Origin of the sequence: Caenimonas terrae, assembly GCF_042655405.1 — a bacterium.
Taxonomy (GTDB): domain Bacteria; phylum Pseudomonadota; class Gammaproteobacteria; order Burkholderiales; family Burkholderiaceae_C; genus Ramlibacter; species Ramlibacter terrae_A.
This window is the reverse complement of the sequence record NZ_JBHSMF010000002.1, coordinates 878,300-900,647: the sequence shown is the minus strand read 5'-3', so window position 1 is coordinate 900,647 and position 22,348 is coordinate 878,300. Positions and strand designations below refer to the sequence as shown.

Here is a 22,348-nt window from a genome sequence, read left to right as displayed (position 1 = left end):
GCCGCTCCTAAAGGTTGAATTTTAAGGTTTCCAACCGAACTGCCATTTCCAATGATCGACGTCACCCTAGAAAACTTCGAAACCGAGGTCATCGCGGCCTCCATGACCCAGCCCGTGCTGGTGGACTTCTGGGCCCCCTGGTGCGGCCCCTGCAAGGTGATCGGCCCGCTGCTGGAAAAGCTGGAGGTGGCTTACCGCGGCGGCTTCAAGCTGGTCAAGATCGACTCGGACCAGGAGCAGCAGCTGTCGGCCGCGTTCGGCATCAAGAGCATCCCGACCGTGATCCTGCTGATGAACGGCCAGCCGGTGGACGGGTTCATGGGCGCGCTGCCGGAGGGCAAGATCCGGGAATTCCTGGACAAGCACGTCCAGCCCGGCACCGACGCCGAGGACGAAGCGGCCGAGGAGGAAGCGCCGCTGGCGCCGGGCGACGCGATCGAGCGGCTGTCGCAGGCCTGCGCCGCGGCGCCGGACAACGACGACGCCCGCTTCGAATACGTCAGGGCGCTGCTGCTGGCCGGCCGCAACGATGATGCCAAGGTGGCGTTCGCGCCCGCGATCGCCCGCACCGGCCTCGTGCGCCGGCTCGACTCGCTGCAGCGGCTGATGGACGCGATCGATTTCGCCGACAGCGGCAAGGTCACGCTGGCGGATGCCGACGCCAGGATCGCGGCCAACAAGCGCGACTTCGGCGCCCGCTACGACAAGGCACGGCTGCTGATGGCCGGCCAGCGATGGACCCCGGCGATGGACGAGTTGCTGGAGATCCTGATGCGCGACAAGACCTGGAACGAGGACCTGGCGCGCAAGACCTACATCGCCGCCCTCGACATCATGGAGCCGGTCCGGGCCAAGGTGGCGGACGGCCAGATCGCGCCCGACGATCCGACGGTGGCGAGCTACCGGCGCCGGCTGTCCAGCGTGGTCCTGAGCTGACCGGCACACCGGCTTTCGACTCAGGCGCCCCGATCCCGGGGCGTCGCCCGGGATGACCGGGCCCCGCTGGCGCCCGGCTTCGCTCCCGCCTCACCCGCCGGCGGCGACCAGCTGGATGCGCGGCGCGTGGTTGGCTGCTTCCTGGTGGCCGGCCGACCGCGGCGGCGGTTCCACCTTCCAGAAGTCCGGCCGCATCATCCCGGAGGCGGTCGCCTCGAACACGGCTTCGCTCTTGGAGTGGACCCCGAGCTTGGAGTAGACGCTCTTGAGGTGCGACCGCGTGGTGTGGACGCTGACCTGCTGCAGCCGCGCGATCTCGGCGCACGAAAAGCCACGGGCCGCCAGCTCGAGAGCCTCGCATTCGCGCGGCGTGAGCAGCGGCGTGTCGAAGCCCGAGCGTGCCGGATACCGTCGCGGCTCGGGCGGGACCGGTTCGGCCCATTGGGAGCATGCAGTTGACATCGCGATTCCTCGGTGGTTCTTGGTGTGCCGATTCTGGAATGGCGCCGCGGGCCCGGCCATTCGCCTGAAGGCTTGGCCATGGGCCGACGCTCTGAACTTTCGTTTAGCACTTCGGTGGATGGCAAGGCGGCGACGCTGACGTATGCTCGGGCCGGGTTCGTGCCGGCTTCGTCCAATCGAAGGAGACAAGGTTGAAGATCCTGTTGATCGATGACCACGCCTTGTTCCGGCGCGGGGTTCGCCTGATGTTGCGCGAACTCGTCGCCGACGTGGACCTGAGCGAAGCGGACGGCTGCGCCCAGGCCCTGACGATGGCGCACGAAGCCTTCGACCTGATTCTTCTGGACATGAACATGCCGGGCCTGAACGGCATCGAGGCGCTCCAGTGCATCAAGCAGGCCTGGCCGACGGCATTCGTGGTCGTGCTGTCGGGCGAGGAGAACGCCGGCCTGATCCGCAACGTGATCGAGCAGGGCGCCAGCGGCTTCGTCCCCAAGACCTCCACGCCCGAAGTGATGATCCACGCGCTGCAGCTGGTGCTGTCGCGGGGCGTGTACCTGCCGCCGCAGGTGCTCAATGCGTCGCACGCCCCGGGCCCGGACCGGCAGCACGGCTCGGCCGCGCCGGCCATCGCCGGCATGACGCAGCGCCAGGCCGAGGTGCTGCGCATGGCGCTCAAGGGCGCGCCGAACAAGGTCATCGCGCGCGAGCTGAACATCTCCGAGGGCACGGTGAAGTCGCACCTGTCCACCGTGTTCCGGCTGCTCAATGTGCGCAACCGGACGCAGGCGCTTTACAGCGTCGCGCGGCTGGGCCTGAGCATCTGATCGCCTGCCATGCCGGCAACCTCCGCCCACCCCGTCAACGCCGCCGCGGCCGTGCCGCCGCAGGACGTCGACTGGCGCAAGGAGACGCATTTCCTGCACTTCGCCATCACCCAGTCGGTCAACAACACCTACACCGTCTGGCTGATCGCGCTGTTCATCACGTTCCCGACCTGGACCCACGCGCCGTTCTGGATTCCCGCCGGATGGATGCTCGCGGTTGGTCTCGCGTACACATTGCGCGCGCGCAGCCTCGCCCCGGCGCGCCAGCTGGCGGTCGCCCAGGCGGCGCCGGCGGCCTGGCGCAGGCGCCTGAACCAGTGGACCATCGCCGCGGCGGCAGTGGCAGCGGCCGGGCCCTGGCTGCTCTATCCCTGGCTGGAAGACATCGCCCGCATGTACGTGTGCATGCTGTACTGCTGCTGGCTGGCCGGGGCGATGACCTCGCTCGGCGCCCGGCCTCGCCTGTTCGCCGCCTACGCGGTGGTCTTCACCATCGGGCTGTGGCTGGGATGGATGCGCACCGACAGCCCGTTCCTTCGCGAAATCCTGCTGCTGCTGGCGATCTACGCGATCGTGTTGAGCACCTTCGCCCGGAGCTTCGCCAAGCAGGTCAAGGAAAGCGTGGAGATCCGCTTCATGAACGAGCGGCTGGTGGAACAGCTGACGCTTGCGCGCGAGGCGGCCGAAAAGTCCAGCCAGGCCAAGTCGCGCTTCCTGGCCGTCGCCAGCCACGATCTGCGCCAGCCGCTGCATGCGGTGACGCTTCTCAACGGCATGCTGGGACGGCGGCAGCCGCCCGAGCGGGTCGAGGAAATCTCGCGCCAGATGGGACGCTCCCTGGTGACGCTGGAGCGGCTGTTCAACTCCGTGCTCGACTTCTCCAAGATCGAGGCCGACCGGGTCAAGCCCGAATTCGCCTGGCATGCGCTGGCTCCCCTGCTGGAGCAACTGGGCCACGACTACGCCCCGCATGCGGAGCAGAAGGGGCTGGCGCTGGAGATGGACGCGCCGCTGCTGGCGCTGGACACGGACGCGCAACTGCTGGAACGGATCCTGCGCAACCTGCTGGAGAACGCGATCAAGTTCACCGAGCACGGACGGGTCACGCTGCGGGCCGAGCAGCGCCCCGACGCCCTGGTGCTGTCGGTCAGCGACACCGGCCCCGGCATTCCCGCCAACCTGCGCGAGGAGATCTTCAAGGAGTATTACCAGAGCGCGGGCGAAAAGGACTCGGCCGGACTGGGCCTGGGCCTGGCGATCGTGCGGCGGCTGGCGGACCTGCTGGAAATCAAGGTCTCGGTGCACGACGCGCAGCCCCAGGGCGCGCGCTTCGAGCTCGCGCTGGCGCCGCAGCGCGTGCGCGCCGTCGCCCCGGGCGAAGCCGTGCCCGGCGACCCGGAGCAGGAGCAGGTCGACCTGCAGGGCTATTTCGTCGTCTATGTGGAGGACGACGCATCGGCGCGCGATGCACTGCAATTGCTGCTGGCGGACTGGGGCTGCAAGTCGGTGATCGCCGACTCCCTGCCGGCGGCACTGCGCAAGCTGCAGGGGCAGGGGACGCCGGACGTGGTGCTGAGCGATTTCTCGCTGCGCGACGGCCAGACCGGCATCGACGTGATCGAGGAGATGCGCCGCATCTACGGGCCGGTGGCCGGCGCCATCCTGACCGCCGAAAGCCCGGAGATACAGCAGCGCCTGGCCAGGGAGCTCGAATACCCGGTGCTGGGCAAGCCGCTGACGGCGCAGGAGCTGCGCAGCCTGCTGGAGGTGTTCAAGGGAATCGGCTGAAGTCGGGCCGCGGGCAATCGAGGAACAACGATAACGAAGGGATTGCGATGCCACGGCTTTCGGAACATGTGGAATTCCTGGTCGAACGCGAGCTGCTCGATGACGACGGCAAGCCGAAGCTCCATGCGGCAGTGGTCGTCGGGTCGGGCTACGGCGGGGCGGTCAGCGCGCTGCGGCTGGCGCAGGCGCAGGTGGAGGTGCTGGTGCTGGAGCGCGGCAAGGAATACCAGCCCGGCGATTTCCCCAACGACATCGGCGAGGCGTTCGGCCACATCCGGCTGGATCGCGAGCACGCCGACAACGTCAATGGCTACGAGTCCGGCCTGTACGACATGCGCTGGGGCGACGGCATCGGCGCGCTGGTGGGCAATGCGCTTGGCGGCACCAGCCAGATCAACGCCAACGTCGTCCTGCAGCCGGACCCCCGGGTGTTCGCGAAACAGCACGCCGGCCGGCCCGCGTGGCCCAAGGAGCTGGCGGCGCCAGCCGGTGGTGGCGTCGTCCCAGACCTGGCCGCCGCCTACAAGCTCGCGCACGACACGCTGGACCCCGAAGTCTTTCGCGACGAGACGCTGCTGGACCCGGCCCGCGACGCCAACCCCGCATCGTTCGTGCGGCCGCTCAAGCGCATCCGGCTGAAGGAACTTTCCGAAAGCGTTCAGGACGTTGCCAACGGCGCCAGGGTGAGCTTCCAGGGCGCCGACATCACCGTCAACCTCGGGCGCGACGGGCTGCTTCCAGGCATCGCCAGCGAGCCGTGCCGGGGCTGCGGCGAGTGCGTCTCCGGCTGCAACTGGAACTCCAAGAAGACGCTCACGGCCAGCTACCTGCCGCAGGCCAAGCTGGCCGGGGCGCGGATGTTCACCGGCGTCTCGGTGCTTTCGGTGGAACGCTGCGTCGATCCCGGCGAGGACAGGACGCTGGACCACTGGATCGTCCACTTCGTGCGCACCGAAACCCGCAAGCTGCAGCGCGACGGCGTGAATGTGCCGGTGCACCAGCTGCACGCCAGGCACGTCGTGCTCTCGGCCGGCACCTTCGGCAGCACCGAGATCCTGCTGCGCTCCGGCAAGAAGTGGGAGCTCGCGCTGCCGGACGCGATCGGTGAACGCCTGTCGACCAACGGGGATTCGCTGGCGTTCGGCTACCTGTTGAAGGACCGGGTCAACGGCAGCGGCATCGGCAGCGGCGCGGGCAGCTCCGGCGGCTTCGCCGTTGGACCGACCATCACGGCGATGATCCGGGTCGACCACCCGGACGACGTGACGCAGAGCATGCTGATCGAGGACGGCGCCATCCCGAGCCTGCTCGGGGGAATCTTCCACGAACTGGTCACCACCAGCGCCACGCTCGCCCAGCTGGACAACCATCACTTCCGCGACCTGCCGGCGCCCGGGCAGCCCACCGAGCAGGCCACGGACTGGGCGGTGCTCCAGCCGCGCGGCCGCGACCACACGCTCACGCTGCTGGGGATGGGCCATGACCCCAGTGCCGGCACCCTCACGCTGGGCGGCACCGACCGGCTGAGCATGAAGTACCCGACCAAGGAAAGCCAGGCGGTGGCCACCTTGCACACACGGTACCTGCATCAGGTGGAGCAACTCGGCGCCATCTACCTGGCCAACCCGGTGCTGGAGCCGCTGCCACCGGGGGTGTCGAAAGTGCTTTCCAGCCCGCCGATGGACAACGGCACGCTGACGGTGCATCCCCTGGGCGGCTGCTGCATGGGCGACGATGGCAGCGCCGGGGTGGTCAACCATCTCGGCCAGGTGTTCAGCGGCAATGGCACGGAGCTGCACGAGGGCCTTTACGTGCTCGATGGCTCCATCGTGCCGACCTCGCTCGGCGCCAATCCGCTGTTCACGATCACCGCGCTGGCCGAGCGCGCGATGGTCAAGCTGGTCCCCCTGATCGCCCAAACCAGCCGGTCCAGCCGCGCCGCGGCGCCGCTGCAGCCGGAACCGTACACCGGCATCCCGCTGCTCAATCCTTACGCACGCGAGGTCAACGTCAATTTCACCGAGGCGATGCGGGCGACCGGCGGGGCCTTGCGCTGGCGCAACGAAGACTGCGACGCGCACCTGCTGCTGCAAATGCCGATCAGCGACCTGGAGCTGTTCGGCACCGACGGCCGCCACCTGATCGTCATCCCCAACCAGCTTGGCGCCGCCCGGGGCGACAAGGAGCAGTTGCAGCCGCACATGAGCATCGACCGGTACCAGCCGTCGCAGACGGCCGCGCCCGCCGACAAGGTCCGCGCCCGGCTGCTGGTCGAATCCGGCTGGGTCTCCATCCTCCCGGTGCCGGTGCGGCGCCGCTTCGCGTGGGACTTCGCCTGGCTGCGCACGGCACTGACCTGGTGGATCGATCGCGGACGCGACGAGGTGTTGCAGGCGGCCCAGCAAGCCCTGCAACGCTTCGGGCAGATGCTCCGGAGGCGCAAACCCGTCCCCGATCCGTCGCAGGTCGGCTTCTTGGAGCGCCTGTCCAGCCTGATCAAGCTGGCCCGCCACGCCAGCGAGAACCGGACGATGGAATACCACCTGCGCCTGCGCGACGCCGAGCCGCTCAACGGCGGCTCGATCGGAAGCTACACGCTGCACGGCACCAAGCGCGTCGGCTATGCCGCCAGCTGGGGTGCGATTGGGCGCTACTTCCTGCACATCACGCGGCCGCTGGATCGCGTCAACGTGTGGAAGGCGTTCGGCCTGCTGCAGGTCGTGATCCGGGATGAGGACGGGCAGGTCGCCGGCTCCGGGGCGCTGGAACTGGACATGCTGGACATGACCCGCATGCACGCGCCGCAGCTCGGCCCCCAGCGCGACACCCCCAACGCCCTGCTGGGCCTGGCCGGCTACCCGATGTGGTTCGCACGGCTGATGATGAAGACGCGGCTGTGGGACTTCCGGCTGCCCGACTACCCCGGGTTCGTGCCGGACGAGCTCATTCCCGCGGTCCAGCCCCGTCCCGTGCCGGTTCCGCCGAACACGAAGGAAACCGACACGCCGTGGCCCGACTTTCCGCCGCTGCGCCTGCTCGATGGCCGCAAGATCCCGCCTTGTCCCAGCGAGGAATTGCCGGTGCGGCGCCGGAAGGCCCGACCGGGCGACGCGCTCCTGAAGCTCACCCGTTACCGCCAGCCGCAGATCGAGCACGCCACCACCGTCGACGGGCTGGTCCAGGCCAAGGTGATGCTGCTGCTCAACGGCTTTGCCCAGTCCACGCTCGGCTTCGTTCCGCAGGAGCACGTGCGCAAGCGCAACGGCGACGGCCCCGCGCGCGACGACGAACCGGGGCTGGCGGAATTCTTCTACGAGCAGGGCTACGACGTCTGGCTGTTCGACTACCGCACCAGCGCCATCCTCGACGAGTCCAAGCAGCCCTGCACGATGGACGAAATCGCCCAGTTCGACATTCCCGCGGCCGTTGACCGGGCGCGCGCGACGGTGGCCGGCGAGTTGAATCTCGACCCGCAGCGGGTCCGCATCTTCGCCTTCGCCCATTGCGTGGGCGCGGCATCGATGGCGATGTCGCTGCTCGGCGGCTCGCTGCAGGATCGGCTGGCCGGCGTCACCTTCTCGCAGATGCAGGCATTCCTGATCGGCAGCCGGACGGCGCAGATGCGCTTGCGCGTCGGCGGCATCCTGCGCGACACGCTGGGCATCCAGTACCTGCGCCTGTCCGCCGCGGAGCGGGAGCCCACCGTGCTCGAATCGGTGCTGGACCGCCTGTTCGCCAGCCTGCCGGTCGATCCCGGCGAATACTGCCCGCACGAACACAACCGGCTCACGCCCCGGCCGGCCATCTGCACCTGCAAGCGCATGAGCGGGACCATCTCCCGGCTGCTCAAGCACGACCGCATCAAGCCGCAGACCCACGACAGGCTGCCGGTGTATTTCGGCCGCGCCAACACCAGCCTGCTGGTGCACGGCGGCCGCTGCGTCGACAACGAGCGGCTGGTCAACGCCGACGGCCAGAACGTCTACGTGACCGACGAGAACATTACGGCCCATTTGAACCTGCCGGTGGCGATCCTGCATGGAGCGCACAACGCACTGTTCGACGTGGAGTCGGCGCACCGCACGCACGACCAGATCCGGCGTGTCCACCCGGAGCTGGATGCTGCCGGTGTCTGCACCAAGATCATCGCGCCCGACTACGGCCATTTCGACTGCACGATCGGCTACGGCTGCGACATGCAACAACAGATCCTGGGTCCGCTCAGGGACTTCTACGCCCGGGCCTGGAAGCACCGGCTGCAGGACAGCAAGGTGGTGGTGCCCCAGCGCGAGCGGCGGTCGGTGGCGAAGGCGCCGCTGTCGGGACCTGTGCTCGGGTGGAGCCGCCTCGAACAGCGGGGCGATCGTCTGGTGCGCTTGCAGCGCCTGTGGATCGAGGTGGACGAGAGCGAGTCGCTCAAGGCCAGCTACGTGGCGACGCACACCATCCGCGTCAAGCCCAAGGACGGGCCTGGCCTGCCGGATGACAACCGAGCCGCCCGCGTCCAGCTCTGGCCGGTCCAGCGCCTGACGCTCGATGGCGCGATCCTCGCGCCGCCCGATGCCGGCGGCCCGGCGAATCGTCCGCCCTACATCGCCATCGGCCTGGCCGACCTGGAGTTCGACGCCACCGAGGGCGGGGACTTCCGCGTCTTCATGTTCAGCGTGCACCCTGCGCTGATCGAACCGGCAGTTGCCAGGCCCCCGCAAGCCAGCGCGCCGGCAGGCCCACCGCCGCTGATCCCCGAGCCGCTGACCCCCGAGGAAATCGAGCAGGCGGACCAGGACGGCCGCTTGCCCAGACTCATGTCGCCGCCGCGCGACGGCTTCGTTCCCGATGACTTCATCGGGACGCTGCCGGACGGCGACGGTGCCGACGGCAAGACGATCCAGAGCAAAGGCGAGTTGCCGGCGGCCCAGGGCCGGACGCTGTGGCGGGGCCTGATGCAGCAACAGCGCAAGGCCTGCGAGGTGGCGCAACGGGCCGACCCGGGCACCTTGTCGCGCAAGCGCCGCCAGCTGACCCTCCCCACCCGCCAGCCCAGGGGCGTCGCTTCGCTGGGGCAGGACATCCTGCGTGCGCCGCCGGCCGGCGCCGGCGTGGTGTTCGTCGCGGCCTGCTGCCGCTACCCGGGGCTTGCGTTCGAGGACCGGCGTTCGGACCTGAGCTTCGAGCGCATCTCGCGGCACATCGCGCGGACTGCAGTCAAGCCCGCCTTCGTGATGATGCTGGGGGACCAGATCTACGCGGACGCGACGGCGGGCCTGATGGACAACCCGTCGGCCGTCGAGAAGGTGGTCATGAGCCACCAGCGCGCCTTCGGCACGCCGGGCTTCGTCGACCTGACCTCGTCGCTGCCGACCTACATGGTGATGGACGACCACGAGATCAGCGACAACTGGTCGCGCGACCTCGTCGAGGACACCTTGCCGCGCGGTTCCGACGACGCAGGGCAGTGCAGCCTGCCGGAGATGGAGCGCCGCGCGGATGCCCAAACCCTGTTTGCCACCGCGAAGGCCGCCTTTTCCGCCTACCAGTGGGCGCACGGTCCGCGCAACGGCAACGTGGCCCCCGACGGCAACCTGATGAAGCCGCCGCTCCTGTGCTTCGACGCCCATTTCACCAGCGGTGATTGCCCGTTCTTCGTGCTCGACACCCGCACGAGCCGCAAGCGCTTTAGCGTGCCGCAACAGGTTTGCGACGAGCGGCAACTGGCCGCGCTGGACCTTTGGCTGGACCGTTGTCGGGACCAGTTTGGCCGCGACGACAAGCGGCCCAAGTTCATCGTGTCGGGGTCGGTGTTCGCGCCGGGGCTGCGCACCGCCATGGTCGGGGAACCGACGGTCGCCGGCCTGTCGGACCTGATGGTCGACAGCTGGCAGATGGCGCAGCCACAGCGGGCGCGCGTGCTGCAGGCCATCATCGACCGCGGCGTGCGCAACGTGGTGTTCCTGTCCGGCGACTACCACTGCGCTGCCACCGCGACGATCAAGCTGGGCGACCGGCTCTCTGCCTACGCAATCGTCACGCCGCCGTTCTATGCGCCATTGCCGGGCGCCAATCTCAAGCGCTGGCAGATCGCGGACGAGGACATGCAGCTGCCTGACGGAACGCTGGTGAAGATCGATGCGCACACCAGCGACGGCGACGGCTTCGTCGAGATCCGCGCGCTGCCCTTGCCCGATGGGCGCTGGCAACTCGAACTGCGCTACGACCAGACGAACTCGGCCAGCAAGGCGGACGACGACGAAGGGCACTCCCGCACCTTCGTCCTGGGTTGACCGGGATCAGGCGGTGAGCCGTTGCAGCGCCTCGCGGTACTTCGCCGCGGTCTTGTCCACCACGTCCTGCGGCAGGCGCGGCGCCGGCGGCGTCTTGTCCCAGGGCTTGCCGTTGATGCGCACCTGCTCCAGCCAGTCGCGCACGAACTGCTTGTCGTAGCTGGGCGGGTTGCTGCCGGCGCGGAACGCCGCCTCATAGCCTTCCACCGGCCAGTAGCGCGACGAGTCGGGGGTCAGCACTTCGTCCATCAGCACCAGCTTGCCAGCGGGATCGAGGCCGAACTCGAACTTGGTGTCGGCGATGATCAGGCCCTTGGCCAGCGCGATGGCAGCCGCTTCCTTGTAGATGGCGATGCTGAGGTCGCGGATCTGTTGCGCCAGCGCCGGCCCGACGATCTCCACCACTTTCTCGTAGCTGATGTTTTCGTCGTGCTCGCCCATCTCCGCCTTGGCGGCCGGCGTGAAGATGGGCTCGGGCAGCTGGCTGGCGTTCTTCAGGCCGGGCGGCAGCGGCACGCCGCACACGGACTGGCTGGCCTGGTATTCCTGCCAGCCGCTGCCGGCCAGGTAGCCGCGCACCACCGCCTCGACCGGAATCGGCTTGAGCCGCTGCACCAGCATCGAGCGGCCGCGCACCTGCGGCGCTTCTTCCGGCGTCACCACGCTCAGCGGATCCTCGCCGGTCAGGTGGTTCGGGCAGATGTGGCCCAGCTTGCCGAACCAGAACAGCGCCATCTGCGTCAGCAGCTCGCCCTTGCCCGGGATCGGCTCGCCCATGATGACGTCGAAGGCCGACAGCCGGTCGCTGGCGACCATCAGGATGCGGTCCTCGCCGACCGCGTAGTTGTCGCGGACCTTGCCGCGCGCCAGCAGCGGCAGCGAGGTCAGCGCCGACGTGTGCAGTGCAGTGGCCATCAGTGGACGACTTGGGACAGCTCGCCCTTGGCGTACTGGGAGGCGACGACCTGCAGGCTGTGCGCCTTGATCTTGCCGGCCTGGCCCTCGCAGCCGAACTGGATGTAGCGCTGCTTGCAGATCTGCTTGGCCGCCTCGCGCGCCGGCTTGAGCCACTCGCGGGCGTCGAACTTGTCCGGGTTCTCGGCCAGGAACTTGCGCACCGCCGCCGTCATGGCCAGCCGGATGTCGGTGTCGATGTTGATCTTGCGCACGCCGTGCTTGATCGCTTCCTGGATTTCCTCCACCGGCACGCCGTAGGTTTCCTTCATGTCGCCGCCGTACTGGCGGATCGCCGCCAGCAGCTCCTGCGGCACCGACGATGAGCCGTGCATCACCAGGTGGGTGTTGGGAATGCGCTGGTGGATCTGCTTGACCCGGTCGATCGCCAGGATGTCGCCGGTGGGCTTGCGGGTGAACTTGTAGGCGCCGTGGCTGGTGCCGATGGCGATCGCCAGCGCATCGAGCTGGGTGCGCTTGACGAAGTCGGCGGCCTGCTCCGGATCGGTCAGCAGCTGCTCGCGCGTCATCGTCGAATCGGTGCCGTGGCCGTCTTCCTTGTCGCCCTTCATCGTTTCCAGGCTGCCCAGGCAGCCGAGCTCGCCTTCGACGGTGACGCCCACCTTGTGCGCCATGTCGACCACCTTGCGGGTGACGTCCACGTTGTACTCGTAGCTGGCGATGGTCTTGCCGTCGGCCTCCAGCGAGCCGTCCATCATCACCGAGGAGAAGCCCAGGTCGATCGCGCCCCGGCAGACGTCCGGGTTCTGGCCGTGGTCCTGGTGCATCACCAGCGGGATGTCGGGGTAGGCCTCGATCGCGGCCAGGATCAGGTGCTTGATGAAGGGCTCGCCGGCGTACTTGCGGGCGCCGGCGCTGGCCTGCAGGATCACCGGCGCGCCGGTTTCCTTCGCCGCTTCCATCACGGCCTGAACCTGTTCGAGGTTGTTGACGTTGAAGGCCGGGATGCCATAGCCGTTGGCGGCGGCATGGTCCAGCAGTTCGCGCATGGAAACGAGTGGCATGGTGGGAATCCGGTGAGGAATGATGAAAAAGCTGGGGGCGCGAAGGCGCACCGGCCTCCCGATTTTAGCTGCTGGCCCAGCGGCGCCGGGGCCGCCAGTGCGTCAGGCCGGCGTCGGCAGGCCCAGGAACGCCACCACCTCGGCCCGCACCGGCGCCAGCCAGCGCAGCGGCTGCGCCAGCGACGCGAGCAGCGTCACGTGGCTCACGCGCGGATACAGCTCGACCCGCGTCGGCACGCCCGCCGTCTGCAGCGCCCGGCCCAGGCCCACGGTGCTGCGCTGCGGATCGACCAGGCTGTCATTGACGGCGGCCAGCAGCAGGGTGCGCGGCGCCTGGCCGCTGACGTGGTTGATCGGCTGGGTGTCCGGCGCCGTTGCCGGCCAGCGGAATGCCACCTGCGTCGCCCGGTCTCCGATCGGCAGGAAATCGTAGGGACCGGCCAGCCCGATCCAGCCGGCCAGCTGGCGCTGCGGCGCCAGCCCGGCACCCTGCAGCCAGCGCCGGTCCAGCGCCACCATCGCCGCGTTGTAGCCGCCGGCGCTGTGGCCCATCACGACGATGTCGTCCGGGCTGCCGCCGAGGTCGCCCGCGTGGTCGAAGGCCCACTTCACCGCGGCCGCGCTGTCCCGCACGAAGTCCGGGTAGCGCACGCCCGGGCTGAGCCGGTAATCGGGGATGACCACGATCGCGCCGGCAGAGGCCAGCGCCTCGCCGACGAAACCGTAGTCGGCGCGCTCGCCCTTGCTCCAGCTGCCGCCATAGAAGAACACCACGATCGGCGCTACCGCCGGGCGCTGCTGCGCGGCGGGCCGGTACACGTCGAGCCGCTGGCGCGGGTCCGGGCCGTAGGCGATGTCGCGCCGGCCCTGGTGGCTGCTGCCGGCCACGGCGTTGAGCACGCCCGCGCCGGAACAGCCGCTGAGCAGGGCGGCCGCGCCCGCCAGCAGGCCGCCGCGGCGCGTCATGCGAAAGATGTCTTCGGACCGGAGTGGGTGCTCATGCCTGCCTTTGTTCACCAAGGCAGTACGCGGCCGCGGCGCAAACGGATTCAGCCGGCGCGGCAGATCTTGAGCATGTTGGTGCCGCCGGGTGCGCCCATCGGCTCGCCGCAGGTGATGGCATAGATGTCGCCCTGGGCAACGATGCCCCGGCTCTTGAGGTGGGCCTCGGCATCGAGCAGCGCGGTGTCGCGCTCGACGCTCTGGTCCATCAGCAGCGGCCGTACGTTGCGGTACAGCGCCATGCGGCGCTGGGTGGCCAGCTTGGGCGTGAGCGCATAGATCGGGATGTGGATGCGGTGGCGGCTCATCCACAGGGGCGTCGAGCCCGAATCGGTGAGCGCCACGATCGCCTTGCAGCCCAGGTGGTAGGCGGTGAAGATCGCGCCCATCGCGATCGACTGGTCGATGCGGGCGAAGGTCATGCCGGTGAAATCGGCATCCAGCTTCACGTCCTCGGCCTTTTCCGCCTCGGCGCAGATGTTGGCCATCTCGACGATCGTCTCCAGGGGATAGCGGCCGGCGGCGGTTTCGGCCGACGTCATCACGGCGTCGGTGCCATCCAGCACGGCGTTGGCGACGTCGCTCACCTCGGCGCGGGTGGGCACCGGGTTGTTGATCATCGACTCCATCATGTGGGTGGCCGTGATCACCAGCTTGTCCAGGTCGCGCGCCATCTTGATCATGCGCTTTTGCAGCGCCGGCACGGCCGCATTGCCGACCTCGATGGCGAGGTCGCCGCGGGCGACCATGATGCCGTCGCTGGCCCGGCAGATCGACTCCAGGTTGGGGATGGCCTCGGCCCGCTCGATCTTGGCGATCAGGCCGGGCTTGTGGCGCCACTCCGCGCCCGCCACGTTGCACAACTGGCGCGCCATCTCCATGTCGCTGGCGTTCTGCGGGAAGCTCACCGCCACGTAATCGGCCTGGAAGCTCATCGCGGTGCGGATGTCCTCCATGTCCTTGGCGGTCAGCGCCGGCGCCGTCAGGCCGCCGCCCTGCTTGTTGATGCCCTTGTTGTTGGACAGCACGCCGCCCACCTTGACCGTGGTGTGGACCTGCTCGCCGCGCACCGCATCCACCGTCATCACGATCAGGCCGTCATTGAGCAGCAGGGTGTCGCCGGACTTGACGTCCCGCGGCAGCTCCTTGTAGTCCAGGCCCACGCCCTGCAGGTCGCCGAGCTCGGTGCGCGAGGCGTCGAGCACGAACTTCATGCCGGTCTCCAGCTGCACCTTGCCCTCGGCGAACTTGCCGACGCGGATCTTCGGTCCCTGCAGGTCGGCCATGATCGCGACCTCGCGGCCGGCGCGCTGGGACGCCGAACGAACCAGGGCGGCGCGGTCGATGTGGTCCTGCGCCTTGCCGTGGCTGAAGTTCAGCCGCACCACGTTGACGCCGGCGCGGATCATCTGTTCGAGCAGGTCGGGATCGCTCGATGCGGGACCCAGGGTGGCAACGATCTTGGTGGCGCGGTGGGCGGGGGGGCTCATGGAATCTCCGGTGGCTCTGGCGGCGATTCTCACACGGAAGGGCTAGGCCGCGACCGCGACCGGCAGCGCTCGCATCCGCTCCAGGCCGAACAGCCGGCACAAGCCCCGGTAGAGCGGCTTCTCGACGCAGTAGTGCAGGCCCGCGCAGAGCGCGAGGAACGCCAGCACGAAGGCCCAGAAACCGGCCTCCGCCAGCAAGGGACCCGCATCGGCGAGGTGCTGCCGCAACCCCGTGCCATTGAACAGGGAGACGAAGGGCAGGTGCAGCAGATACACCGAATAGGATGCGTCGCCCAGCACCGAGGCCAGCCTGCCGGCACGCAGCACCCCTGTCTGCTCCAGCGTGACGAACAGGCACAGCAGGAAGAACGCGCCGGCGCCGAAGGTGCGGATCCGCACGAATTCGTTGGTCGCCTGGTAGCGCACGCCGAGCCAGAACAGCACCACCGACGCGACCGCATAAAGCGCCAGCAGCGGCCGGTGGGCCAGCTTGTCCTTGTAGACGTAGAACAGCGCGCCGGCCAGGAATTCCAGGATCGACGGCGTGGTGACGAAAGACAGCAGCGTGCCCTCCCGGTAGGGAACCAAGGCCGACCACAGCACCAGCAGCACCAGTGCGGCCCAGAGCCCGGCCTTGAGCGTGCGCCCGAGGAAGAACCAGCCGAGGGCGATCGCCAGGTAGAAATACAGCTCATACGACAGCGACCAGGAGATCGGCAGGGCCAGCCGGTGCATCACCACGCTGGTCAGGGTCGCGGAGCCCAGCAGGTCCACGTCGGCGAAGGCGCCCGGGTCGTAGCTGGCCATGATCGCCAGGCCGAACGCCATGCAGGGCAGGTACCAGCCGTAGATGCGCAGGAACCGCCGGCCGAGGAAATCGCGCACGTTCTCCGGGTCCGCCTGGCGGCCGTGGATCACGTGCATCATGATGAAGCCGCTGATGGCGAAAAAGATGTCGACGCCGACGAAGCCGTAGGGCATCACCGCCTTGAGCAGGGCGTTGGCCCCGCCCATCGCCAGGTAGTTGAGGCGGTAGTGATGCAGCAGCACGAGCACCGCACCCCATGCCCTCAACAGCTGGATGTTGCGAAACATGGGCTGGCTCGGACCTGGGGGTCAGCCGGCCGCGCGCTGCTGCAGGATCTCGAAGGCCGGCAGGGTCTTGCCTTCCAGCACTTCCAGGAAGGCGCCGCCGCCGGTGGAGATGTAGCCGATCTGCCCTTCGATGCCGTACTTGGCGATCGCGGCCAGCGTGTCGCCGCCGCCGGCGATGCTGAAGGCCGGCGAGTCGGCGATCGCCCGGGCGATCGTTTCCGTCCCATGGGCGAAGGCGTCGAACTCGAACACGCCCACCGGCCCGTTCCAGACGATGGTGCCGGCGGCCTTGAGCTGGTCGGCCAGCCGGCGCGCCGTCTGCGGCCCGATGTCCAGGATCAGGTCGTCGGCGGCGACGTCGGCCGCCTGCTTGGTCGTGGCAGGGGCATCGGCGGCAAAGGTCTTGGCGGTGACCACGTCGGTTGGAATCGGCACCTCGGCGCCGCGCGCCTTCATGGCGGCGATCACGGCGCGGGCGTCGTCCAGCAGCGCCGGCTCGGCCAGCGACTTGCCGATCGGCAGGCCGGCCGCCAGCATGAAGGTGTTGGCGATGCCGCCACCGACGATCAGCTGGTCGACCTTGGACGCCAGCGACTGCAGGATCGACAGCTTGGTCGAGACCTTGGAGCCGGCGACGATCGCCACCAGCGGGCGCCTGGGATGGGCCAGCGCCTTGGTGATGGCGTCGATCTCCGCTGCCAGCAGTGGCCCGGCGCAAGCCACCGGGGCGAACTGCGCGATGCCGTAGGTCGAGGCTTCGGCCCGGTGCGCCGTGCCGAAGGCGTCGTGCACGAAGATGTCGCACAGCGCCGCCATCTTGCGGGCCAGCTCGGGATCGTTCTTCTTTTCGCCGTTGTTGACGCGACAGTTTTCCAGCAGCACCACGTCGCCGCGCTTGACGTCGACGCCGCCGACCCAGTCCTGCTTCAGCGGCACCGGCCGCCCCAGCAGCTCGGCCAGCCGCGCGGCCACCGGCGCCAGCGAATCCTCCGGCCGCAGCTGGCCCTCGGTCGGGCGGCCCAGGTGCGAGGTGACCATCACGGCGGCGCCGGCGTCCAGCGCCATCCGGATGCACGGAACGGAGGCGCGGATCCGCGTGTCCTCCGTGATGCGGCCGGCAGCGTCCTGCGGCACGTTGAGGTCAGCGCGGATGAAGACGCGCTTGCCGGCCACACGGCCCTGGGCGCAAAGATCGGAAAAACGCAGGATGTTCATGGCAGGAAGTGATCAGGAACCGCGGCCGTGCGGCTGGTGCGCCATTGTAAGAAAGACGAGCTGACTACCAGCCCATCCGCAAATGCAATGGGAGGAATACCGCCATTCCCAGCACCAGCGTCAGCAGCACGCTGCGGCGCCAGAAATAGACGATGGCGCCGGCCAGGGCCGCAAACAGGCGCGCGTCCTGCCAGCTCGTCACCAGGTGGCCGTCGGCCATCACCACCTCGGGAACGACCACGCCGGCCAGCGCGGCCACCGGCGCGTAGTTCAGGGCCCGGTGCGCCCAGTCAGGCAGCGACCAGGGCCGGTCCAGGATGAAGAAGAAGCAGCGTGAGAGCACCGTCATCGCCGCCAGCCCGGCGATCGCCAGCAGCGTCCAGGCGTCGGTCTCGCCCGGCATCATCGCGCGGCCCCCGGCAGCTTCTTTTCCAGCAGGTAGCAGGCGGCGACCGCGATCGCGATGGCGCCCACGATGTTCAGCTTGAGCGGCAGCGAGTACAGCGCGACCGCCGACGCGCCGGCGAGCAGCGCCGACAGCATCCGCAGCCGGGTGTTGGCCAGCGAACACAGGATGCCCAGCAGGCACAGCACGCCGGCGAAGCCCAGTCCCCAGGCGGCCGGAATCAGGTTGGCCAGGGCGATGCCGATGACGCTCAGCCCCATCCAGCTGCTCCAGGTGACGAAGTAGTTGCCCGCGAGATAGGCCTCCTGCGCGCGCTGCCCCGCCGCGTCGGCCGCCGGCTGCGCAAACTGCCTGGTGAAGAGGGCATAGCTCAGGTCAGCGGTGAGGTAGCCGTTGACCAGCCGGCGCCAGCGCGGCATGTGCATCAGGTAAGGCCGCAGGTGCAGGCTGAACACCACGAAACGCAGGTTCACGCAAAAGCCGGTGGCCAGGATCACCCCGATGGGCGCGCCGGCCACGATCAGCGGGATCGAGGCCAGCTGCGAACTGCCCGCATAGACGAAGAAGGTCATCGCCAGCGCCTCGGCCACGCTCATGCCTGACTTCACCATCGCCACGCCGGTCATCAGTCCCCAGGCCCCGATCCCGGGCGCCAGCGACGCCATGTCGCGGGCGCCGCGGCGGAATTGCGGATGGCGATGGACCGACGGCAGGAAGAACATCAGGCCCGGCCGACCACCATCCCGGGCGCCAGGGCGAAGCCGCGCAGGAATTGCGCGACCGGCAGCCGCTTGCCACCGGCCCGCTGCAGCTGGGTGAGGCACAGCACGCCGACGCCGCAAGCCACCGCGACGCCGCGGTCGCTCACCGCCAGCACCGTGCCGGGCGCCGCTGCCGGCGCATCGGCATCGGCGTCGACGTGGGCCGCCCAGAGCTTGAGCGCTTCGCCGCCGATGGTGGCGGTGGCGCCGGGGAACGGATCGAAGGCGCGGATCTTTCGTTCCAGCACTGCCGCCGGCTGGCTCCAGTCCAGTGCGGCTTCGGCTTTCTCGATCTTGTGCGCGTAAGTAACGCCTTCGGCCGGCTGCGCCACCGGTTGCAGCGCGCCGCTGGCGGCCTGCTCCAGCGCCGCCACGATCATGCGGGCACCGAGCGCCGCCAGCTTGTCGTGCAGCGTCCCGGTGGTGTCGGCCGGCCCGATCGGCAGCCGCTGCACCTGCAGCATGGCGCCGGTGTCCAGGCCGGCGTCCATCTGCATGATGGTGACGCCGGTCTCCGCATCGCCGGCCTCGATCGCGCGATGGATGGGCGCGGCGCCGCGCCAGCGGGGCAACAGCGATGCATGGATGTTCAAGCAGCCCAGGCGCGGCTGGTCCAGCACCCATTGCGGCAGGATCAGCCCGTAGGCGGCGACGACCATCGCGTCGGCCCTTGCCGCTTCGATCGCGGACCGGGCTGCGGCGGCCTCCTCGGGAAATTTTCCGTCCAGGCGCAGGCTGCGCGGCTGCGCCACGGCAATGCCGTGCAGCTGCGCGAACTGCTTGACGGCGGACGCCTGCAGCTTCATGCCGCGGCCGGCCGGCCGGTCCGGCTGGGTCAGGACCAGCGGGATCTCGGCGCCGGACCCGTGCAGGGCCTCCAGCGCCGCGCGGGCGAATTCGGGCGTACCCGCAAAGATGAGACGCATGGCGGGACGCTCAGTCGCGATCGGGCAGCACGCTCAGGCCCGGACGGTGTCCCGGCGGGCCTTGAGCATCTTGGTCTTGATGCGGTTGCGCTTGAGCGGCGAGAGGTATTCGACGAAGACCTTGCCCAGCAGGTGGTCCATTTCGTGCTGGATGCAGACCGCCAGCAGCCCCTCGGCCTCGACGGTGCGCAGCTTGCCGTCGCCGTCCAGGGCCTGCACCTTGACGGCGGAGGCGCGTTCGACGCCGTCGTAGATGCCGGGCACGGACAGGCAGCCTTCGTCGTTGACCTGCTTTTCCTCGCTGGCCCAGGTGATTTCGGGATTGATCAGGACGAGCGGCGCATTGCGCTCGCCCGAGACGTCGATCACGATCAGCCGCTCGTGGACGTCCACCTGCGTCGCGGCCAGGCCGATGCCGTCCGCGTCATACATGGTCTGGAGCATGTCGGCGATCAGCGCCTTGACGCGGCCGTCCACGGCCTGGACCGGCCGGGCCACGGTATGGAGCTTGGGATCGGGGTAGCAAAGAATTGGTAACAGGGCCATGAGAACTCGCCAGAGGTGTCGCTATTTTCGCCACTTTTGCCTTTCAGGGCGTGGCCAGCGGGCTATAAACGTTGCCCAATCAAGGGCTTGAGCGCAGAATCGCCAGTGATTTGTCAAGACTTTCGGCGGTTGGAGGGCCCCTGCGCAAGCCGCCCGCCGAGACCAAAAACTCAGGAAGAAACCAATCATGGCGCAAAACAAGGCAGCATCCGGACTTACCTCGCAAGCCTTGCGCGCCTGGACGGCGGTCGCGGTGGCGGCGGGTGGGTTCTACGCGCTGCCGGCCTGGGCCCAGAACTTCCCGATCACCCAGGGCCAGCGGGCCACGGCCCAGCAGGTCGCCCGCGCCGGCGTCCCGCTGAGCGAGCTGGCACCCAACGCCCCCGAGGAATACACCGTCAAGCGCGGCGACACCCTGTGGGCCATCTCCGGGATGTTCCTCCTGCATCCCTGGCGCTGGCCGGAGCTGTGGGGCATGAACCTCGACCAGATCCGCAACCCGCACCGCATCTACCCCGGCCAGCACCTGGTACTGGAAAAGGTCGATGGCATGGCGCTGCTGCGCCTGCGCCCGGACGGCAGCGGCGGCGGCGGCGCTGGCGGCATCCCCACCGACACGGTCCGCGTCTCCCCGCGGATCCGCTACGAAGCCCTGGCGGACGCAGCCATTCCCACCCTGCAGCCCCAGGTGATCGAGCCCTTCCTGTCCCAGGCCATGATCGTGGACGAGCTCACGCTGGAGCGGGCGCCGCGCATCGTCGGCACCCAGGACGGCCGGGTCCTGCTCACCCGCGGCGACCGAGCCTATGCGCGCGGCGCCAACGGCTCTCCCTTCACCGAGCAGGATCCCACCAAGAGCGAGCAATTCCGGGTGTTCCGCAACGCCAAGCCGCTGCGCGACCCGGTCACCAAGGCCATCCTCGGTTACGAGGCCGCGTACCTGGGCAAGGCCTCGCTGATGCGAAGCGAGACGGTGCGCGACATCCAGACAGCCAGCGGCGCGGTGCAGAACACGGTAGTTCCCGCCACGATCGACATCATTGCAGCCAAGGAAGAGATGCGGGTCGGCGACCGGCTGGTCCCGGAGCCGCCGCGCGAACTGGTGAGCTACGTGCCGCGTGCGCCCGAGCGGCCGGTCGACGCCACCATCGTGTCCGTGTACGGCGACGCCGTCTCCATCGTCGGCCAGAACCAGGTGGTGGTCATCAGCCGCGGCACCCAGGATGGCGTCGAGACCGGCCACGTGCTCGCCATCCAGAAGGCCGGTGCGGTGATCCTGGACCGCTCGCAACCCGGCGAGCGCGCCACCCTGAAGCTGCCGGACGAACGGGCCGGCCTGCTGATGGTGTTCCGCGCCTTCGACCGGCTGTCCTATGCGCTGGTGCTGGAAATCACCGACACCATCCAGGTCGGCGACAAGGTCGTGAACCCGCGTTGACCGCGGTCCGGGGCGATGGAGCGCGAGGAACTTGGCTCCTGGCTCCGGCTGGCCCTGACGCCGGGGGCCGGTAACGCGGCGGCGCGCAAGCTGATGGCCGCCTTCGGCCCGCCCTGCGACGTCTTCTCCGCTCCCGCCGCCGCCCTGCGCGAATTCGCCGGCCCGACGCTGGCCGCTGCCCTGGCCCAGGAGCCGGCGGAACTGCCGGCCCAGCTGCGCGCCACGCTCGAGTGGCTGGACGCGGAACAGCCCGGCGTGCCCCGCCGCGTGCTCAACCTGTCCGACGTCGACTACCCGCAGGCCCTGCTGGACACGGAAGATCCGCCGCCGATCCTCTACGTCATGGGGCACGTCCAGATGCCCTGGCCGCGAGCGATCGCCGTGGTCGGCAGCCGCAATCCGACGCCGCAGGGGCAGGCCAACGCCCGCCAGTTCGGCCGCAGCCTGGCACAGGCCGGACTGACCGTGGTGTCGGGGCTGGCGCTGGGAATCGATGGCGCCGCGCACGAGGGAGCACTGGAGGGCGCCGGGCCGCAGCAGCTGGCAACCATCGCGGTGGTCGGCACCGGGCTGGACAGCGTCTACCCGCGCCAGCACGAAGCGCTGGCCGGGCGGATCGCGCAGCGCGGCCTGATCGTCAGCGAATATCCGCTCGGGACCGCGCCGCTGCCCGCCAACTTCCCGCGCCGCAACCGCATCATCGCGGGGCTGAGCCAGGGCACGCTGGTGGTGGAGGCCGCCGTGCGATCGGGCTCGCTCATCACCGCGCGCATGGCGATCGAGCAGGGCAAGGATGTGTTCGCGATCCCGGGCTCGATCCATTCGCCGCAATCGCGTGGCTGCCATGAGCTGCTGCGCCAGGGCGCCAAGCTGGTGGAGTCGGCGCAGGACGTGCTGGAAGAATTGCACCCCGGCGTCGCAGCGAGGGCAGAGACGGCAGGCACGGCACCCGCGCCTGCAACCGGCGCGCCGGCCAGGCTGCTGCAAGCGCTGGGCTTCGATCCGGTCAGCCTCGACGCGCTGGTGGCGCGCACCGGAACCAGCGCCGCCGAACTGCAGGCATTGCTGCTCGAGCTGGAGTTGTCGGGCCACGTTTCCCGGCTGCCGGGCGGTCTGTTCCAGCGCAGCGCGGCCGTCTGAGATTTGCCACACATCGCGGCGCCGTGAGCCCGAACGCAGCGTCGTTCTAGGCTATA

The 22,348-nt window shown here is 69.1% G+C and carries 17 protein-coding genes; 6 read left to right on the top strand and 11 right to left on the bottom strand.

What is annotated here, in order from left to right:
• Nucleotides 1–51: 51 nt before the first annotated feature.
• Entirely contained in the window at nt 52–936 is an 885-nt protein-coding gene (gene trxA, locus ACFPOE_RS04350) for a thioredoxin (protein WP_376848766.1), read from the top strand.
• Between the two features lie 90 nt (nt 937–1,026).
• On the opposite strand, the gene ACFPOE_RS04345 is transcribed toward trxA, so the two are convergent.
• Nucleotides 1,027–1,398, bottom strand: coding sequence for a response regulator transcription factor (locus ACFPOE_RS04345; protein ID WP_376848765.1), 372 nt, complete (start codon nt 1,396–1,398; stop codon nt 1,027–1,029).
• Between the two features lie 191 nt (nt 1,399–1,589).
• Between ACFPOE_RS04345 and ACFPOE_RS04340 the strand changes: the two genes are divergently transcribed.
• Genes ACFPOE_RS04340 through ACFPOE_RS04330 form a run of 3 tightly spaced genes read left to right on the top strand, consistent with a single transcriptional unit; the run spans nt 1,590 to nt 10,294 of the window.
• Complete coding sequence (locus ACFPOE_RS04340) at nt 1,590–2,225, top strand: response regulator (RefSeq protein WP_376848764.1); 636 nt, start codon at nt 1,590–1,592, stop codon at nt 2,223–2,225.
• Nucleotides 2,226–2,234: 9 nt separating this feature from the next.
• The gene (locus tag ACFPOE_RS04335) at nt 2,235–4,013 is read left to right on the top strand and encodes an ATP-binding response regulator (protein WP_376848763.1); all 1,779 of its coding nucleotides are present in this window, start codon (nt 2,235–2,237) and stop codon (nt 4,011–4,013) included.
• A gap of 47 nt (nt 4,014–4,060) precedes the next feature.
• Nucleotides 4,061–10,294 (top strand): alkaline phosphatase D family protein, encoded by a 6,234-nt coding sequence (locus tag ACFPOE_RS04330; RefSeq protein ID WP_376848762.1) that lies wholly within the window; start codon nt 4,061–4,063, stop codon nt 10,292–10,294.
• A gap of 6 nt (nt 10,295–10,300) precedes the next feature.
• On the opposite strand, the gene ACFPOE_RS04325 is transcribed toward ACFPOE_RS04330, so the two are convergent.
• The 10 genes from ACFPOE_RS04325 to def form a co-directional block, all read right to left on the bottom strand.
• Nucleotides 10,301–11,209, bottom strand: a complete 909-nt coding sequence (locus tag ACFPOE_RS04325; RefSeq protein WP_376848761.1) for a phosphoribosylaminoimidazolesuccinocarboxamide synthase — start codon at nt 11,207–11,209, stop codon at nt 10,301–10,303.
• Nucleotides 11,209–12,273: a class II fructose-bisphosphate aldolase gene (gene fba, locus ACFPOE_RS04320; protein WP_376848760.1), complete on the bottom strand. Its 1,065-nt coding sequence runs from the start codon at nt 12,271–12,273 to the stop codon at nt 11,209–11,211. Before fba ends, ACFPOE_RS04325 begins: the two co-directional genes overlap by 1 nt.
• A gap of 102 nt (nt 12,274–12,375) precedes the next feature.
• The gene (locus ACFPOE_RS04315) at nt 12,376–13,239 is read right to left on the bottom strand and encodes an alpha/beta hydrolase (protein ID WP_376848759.1); all 864 of its coding nucleotides are present in this window, start codon (nt 13,237–13,239) and stop codon (nt 12,376–12,378) included.
• Between the two features lie 83 nt (nt 13,240–13,322).
• Complete coding sequence (gene pyk, locus ACFPOE_RS04310) at nt 13,323–14,765, bottom strand: pyruvate kinase (RefSeq protein WP_376848758.1); 1,443 nt, start codon at nt 14,763–14,765, stop codon at nt 13,323–13,325.
• Nucleotides 14,766–14,807: 42 nt separating this feature from the next.
• A complete protein-coding gene (locus ACFPOE_RS04305; RefSeq protein WP_376848757.1) occupies nt 14,808–15,860 on the bottom strand; it encodes an acyltransferase family protein in 1,053 nt (350 codons plus the stop codon).
• Nucleotides 15,861–15,881: 21 nt separating this feature from the next.
• The gene (locus ACFPOE_RS04300; protein WP_376848756.1) at nt 15,882–17,075 is read right to left on the bottom strand and encodes a phosphoglycerate kinase; all 1,194 of its coding nucleotides are present in this window, start codon (nt 17,073–17,075) and stop codon (nt 15,882–15,884) included.
• A gap of 64 nt (nt 17,076–17,139) precedes the next feature.
• Nucleotides 17,140–17,478: an AzlD domain-containing protein gene (locus ACFPOE_RS04295; protein WP_376848803.1), complete on the bottom strand. Its 339-nt coding sequence runs from the start codon at nt 17,476–17,478 to the stop codon at nt 17,140–17,142.
• A complete protein-coding gene (locus tag ACFPOE_RS04290; protein ID WP_376848755.1) occupies nt 17,478–18,203 on the bottom strand; it encodes an AzlC family ABC transporter permease in 726 nt (241 codons plus the stop codon). The genes ACFPOE_RS04295 and ACFPOE_RS04290 overlap by 1 nt, the downstream gene beginning before the upstream one ends.
• Nucleotides 18,203–19,168: a methionyl-tRNA formyltransferase gene (gene fmt / locus ACFPOE_RS04285; protein ID WP_376848754.1), complete on the bottom strand. Its 966-nt coding sequence runs from the start codon at nt 19,166–19,168 to the stop codon at nt 18,203–18,205. The genes ACFPOE_RS04290 and fmt overlap by 1 nt, the downstream gene beginning before the upstream one ends.
• Nucleotides 19,169–19,201: 33 nt before the next feature.
• Nucleotides 19,202–19,714, bottom strand: a complete 513-nt coding sequence (gene def / locus ACFPOE_RS04280; protein ID WP_376848753.1) for a peptide deformylase — start codon at nt 19,712–19,714, stop codon at nt 19,202–19,204.
• A 187-nt stretch (nt 19,715–19,901) separates the two neighbouring features.
• Here def and ACFPOE_RS04275 point away from each other — a divergent pair, with 187 nt between their 5' ends.
• Nucleotides 19,902–21,152: a LysM peptidoglycan-binding domain-containing protein gene (locus tag ACFPOE_RS04275; protein WP_376848752.1), complete on the top strand. Its 1,251-nt coding sequence runs from the start codon at nt 19,902–19,904 to the stop codon at nt 21,150–21,152.
• A 15-nt stretch (nt 21,153–21,167) separates the two neighbouring features.
• A complete protein-coding gene (gene dprA, locus ACFPOE_RS04270) occupies nt 21,168–22,292 on the top strand; it encodes a DNA-processing protein DprA (protein ID WP_376848751.1) in 1,125 nt (374 codons plus the stop codon).
• Nucleotides 22,293–22,348: the final 56 nt, after the last annotated feature.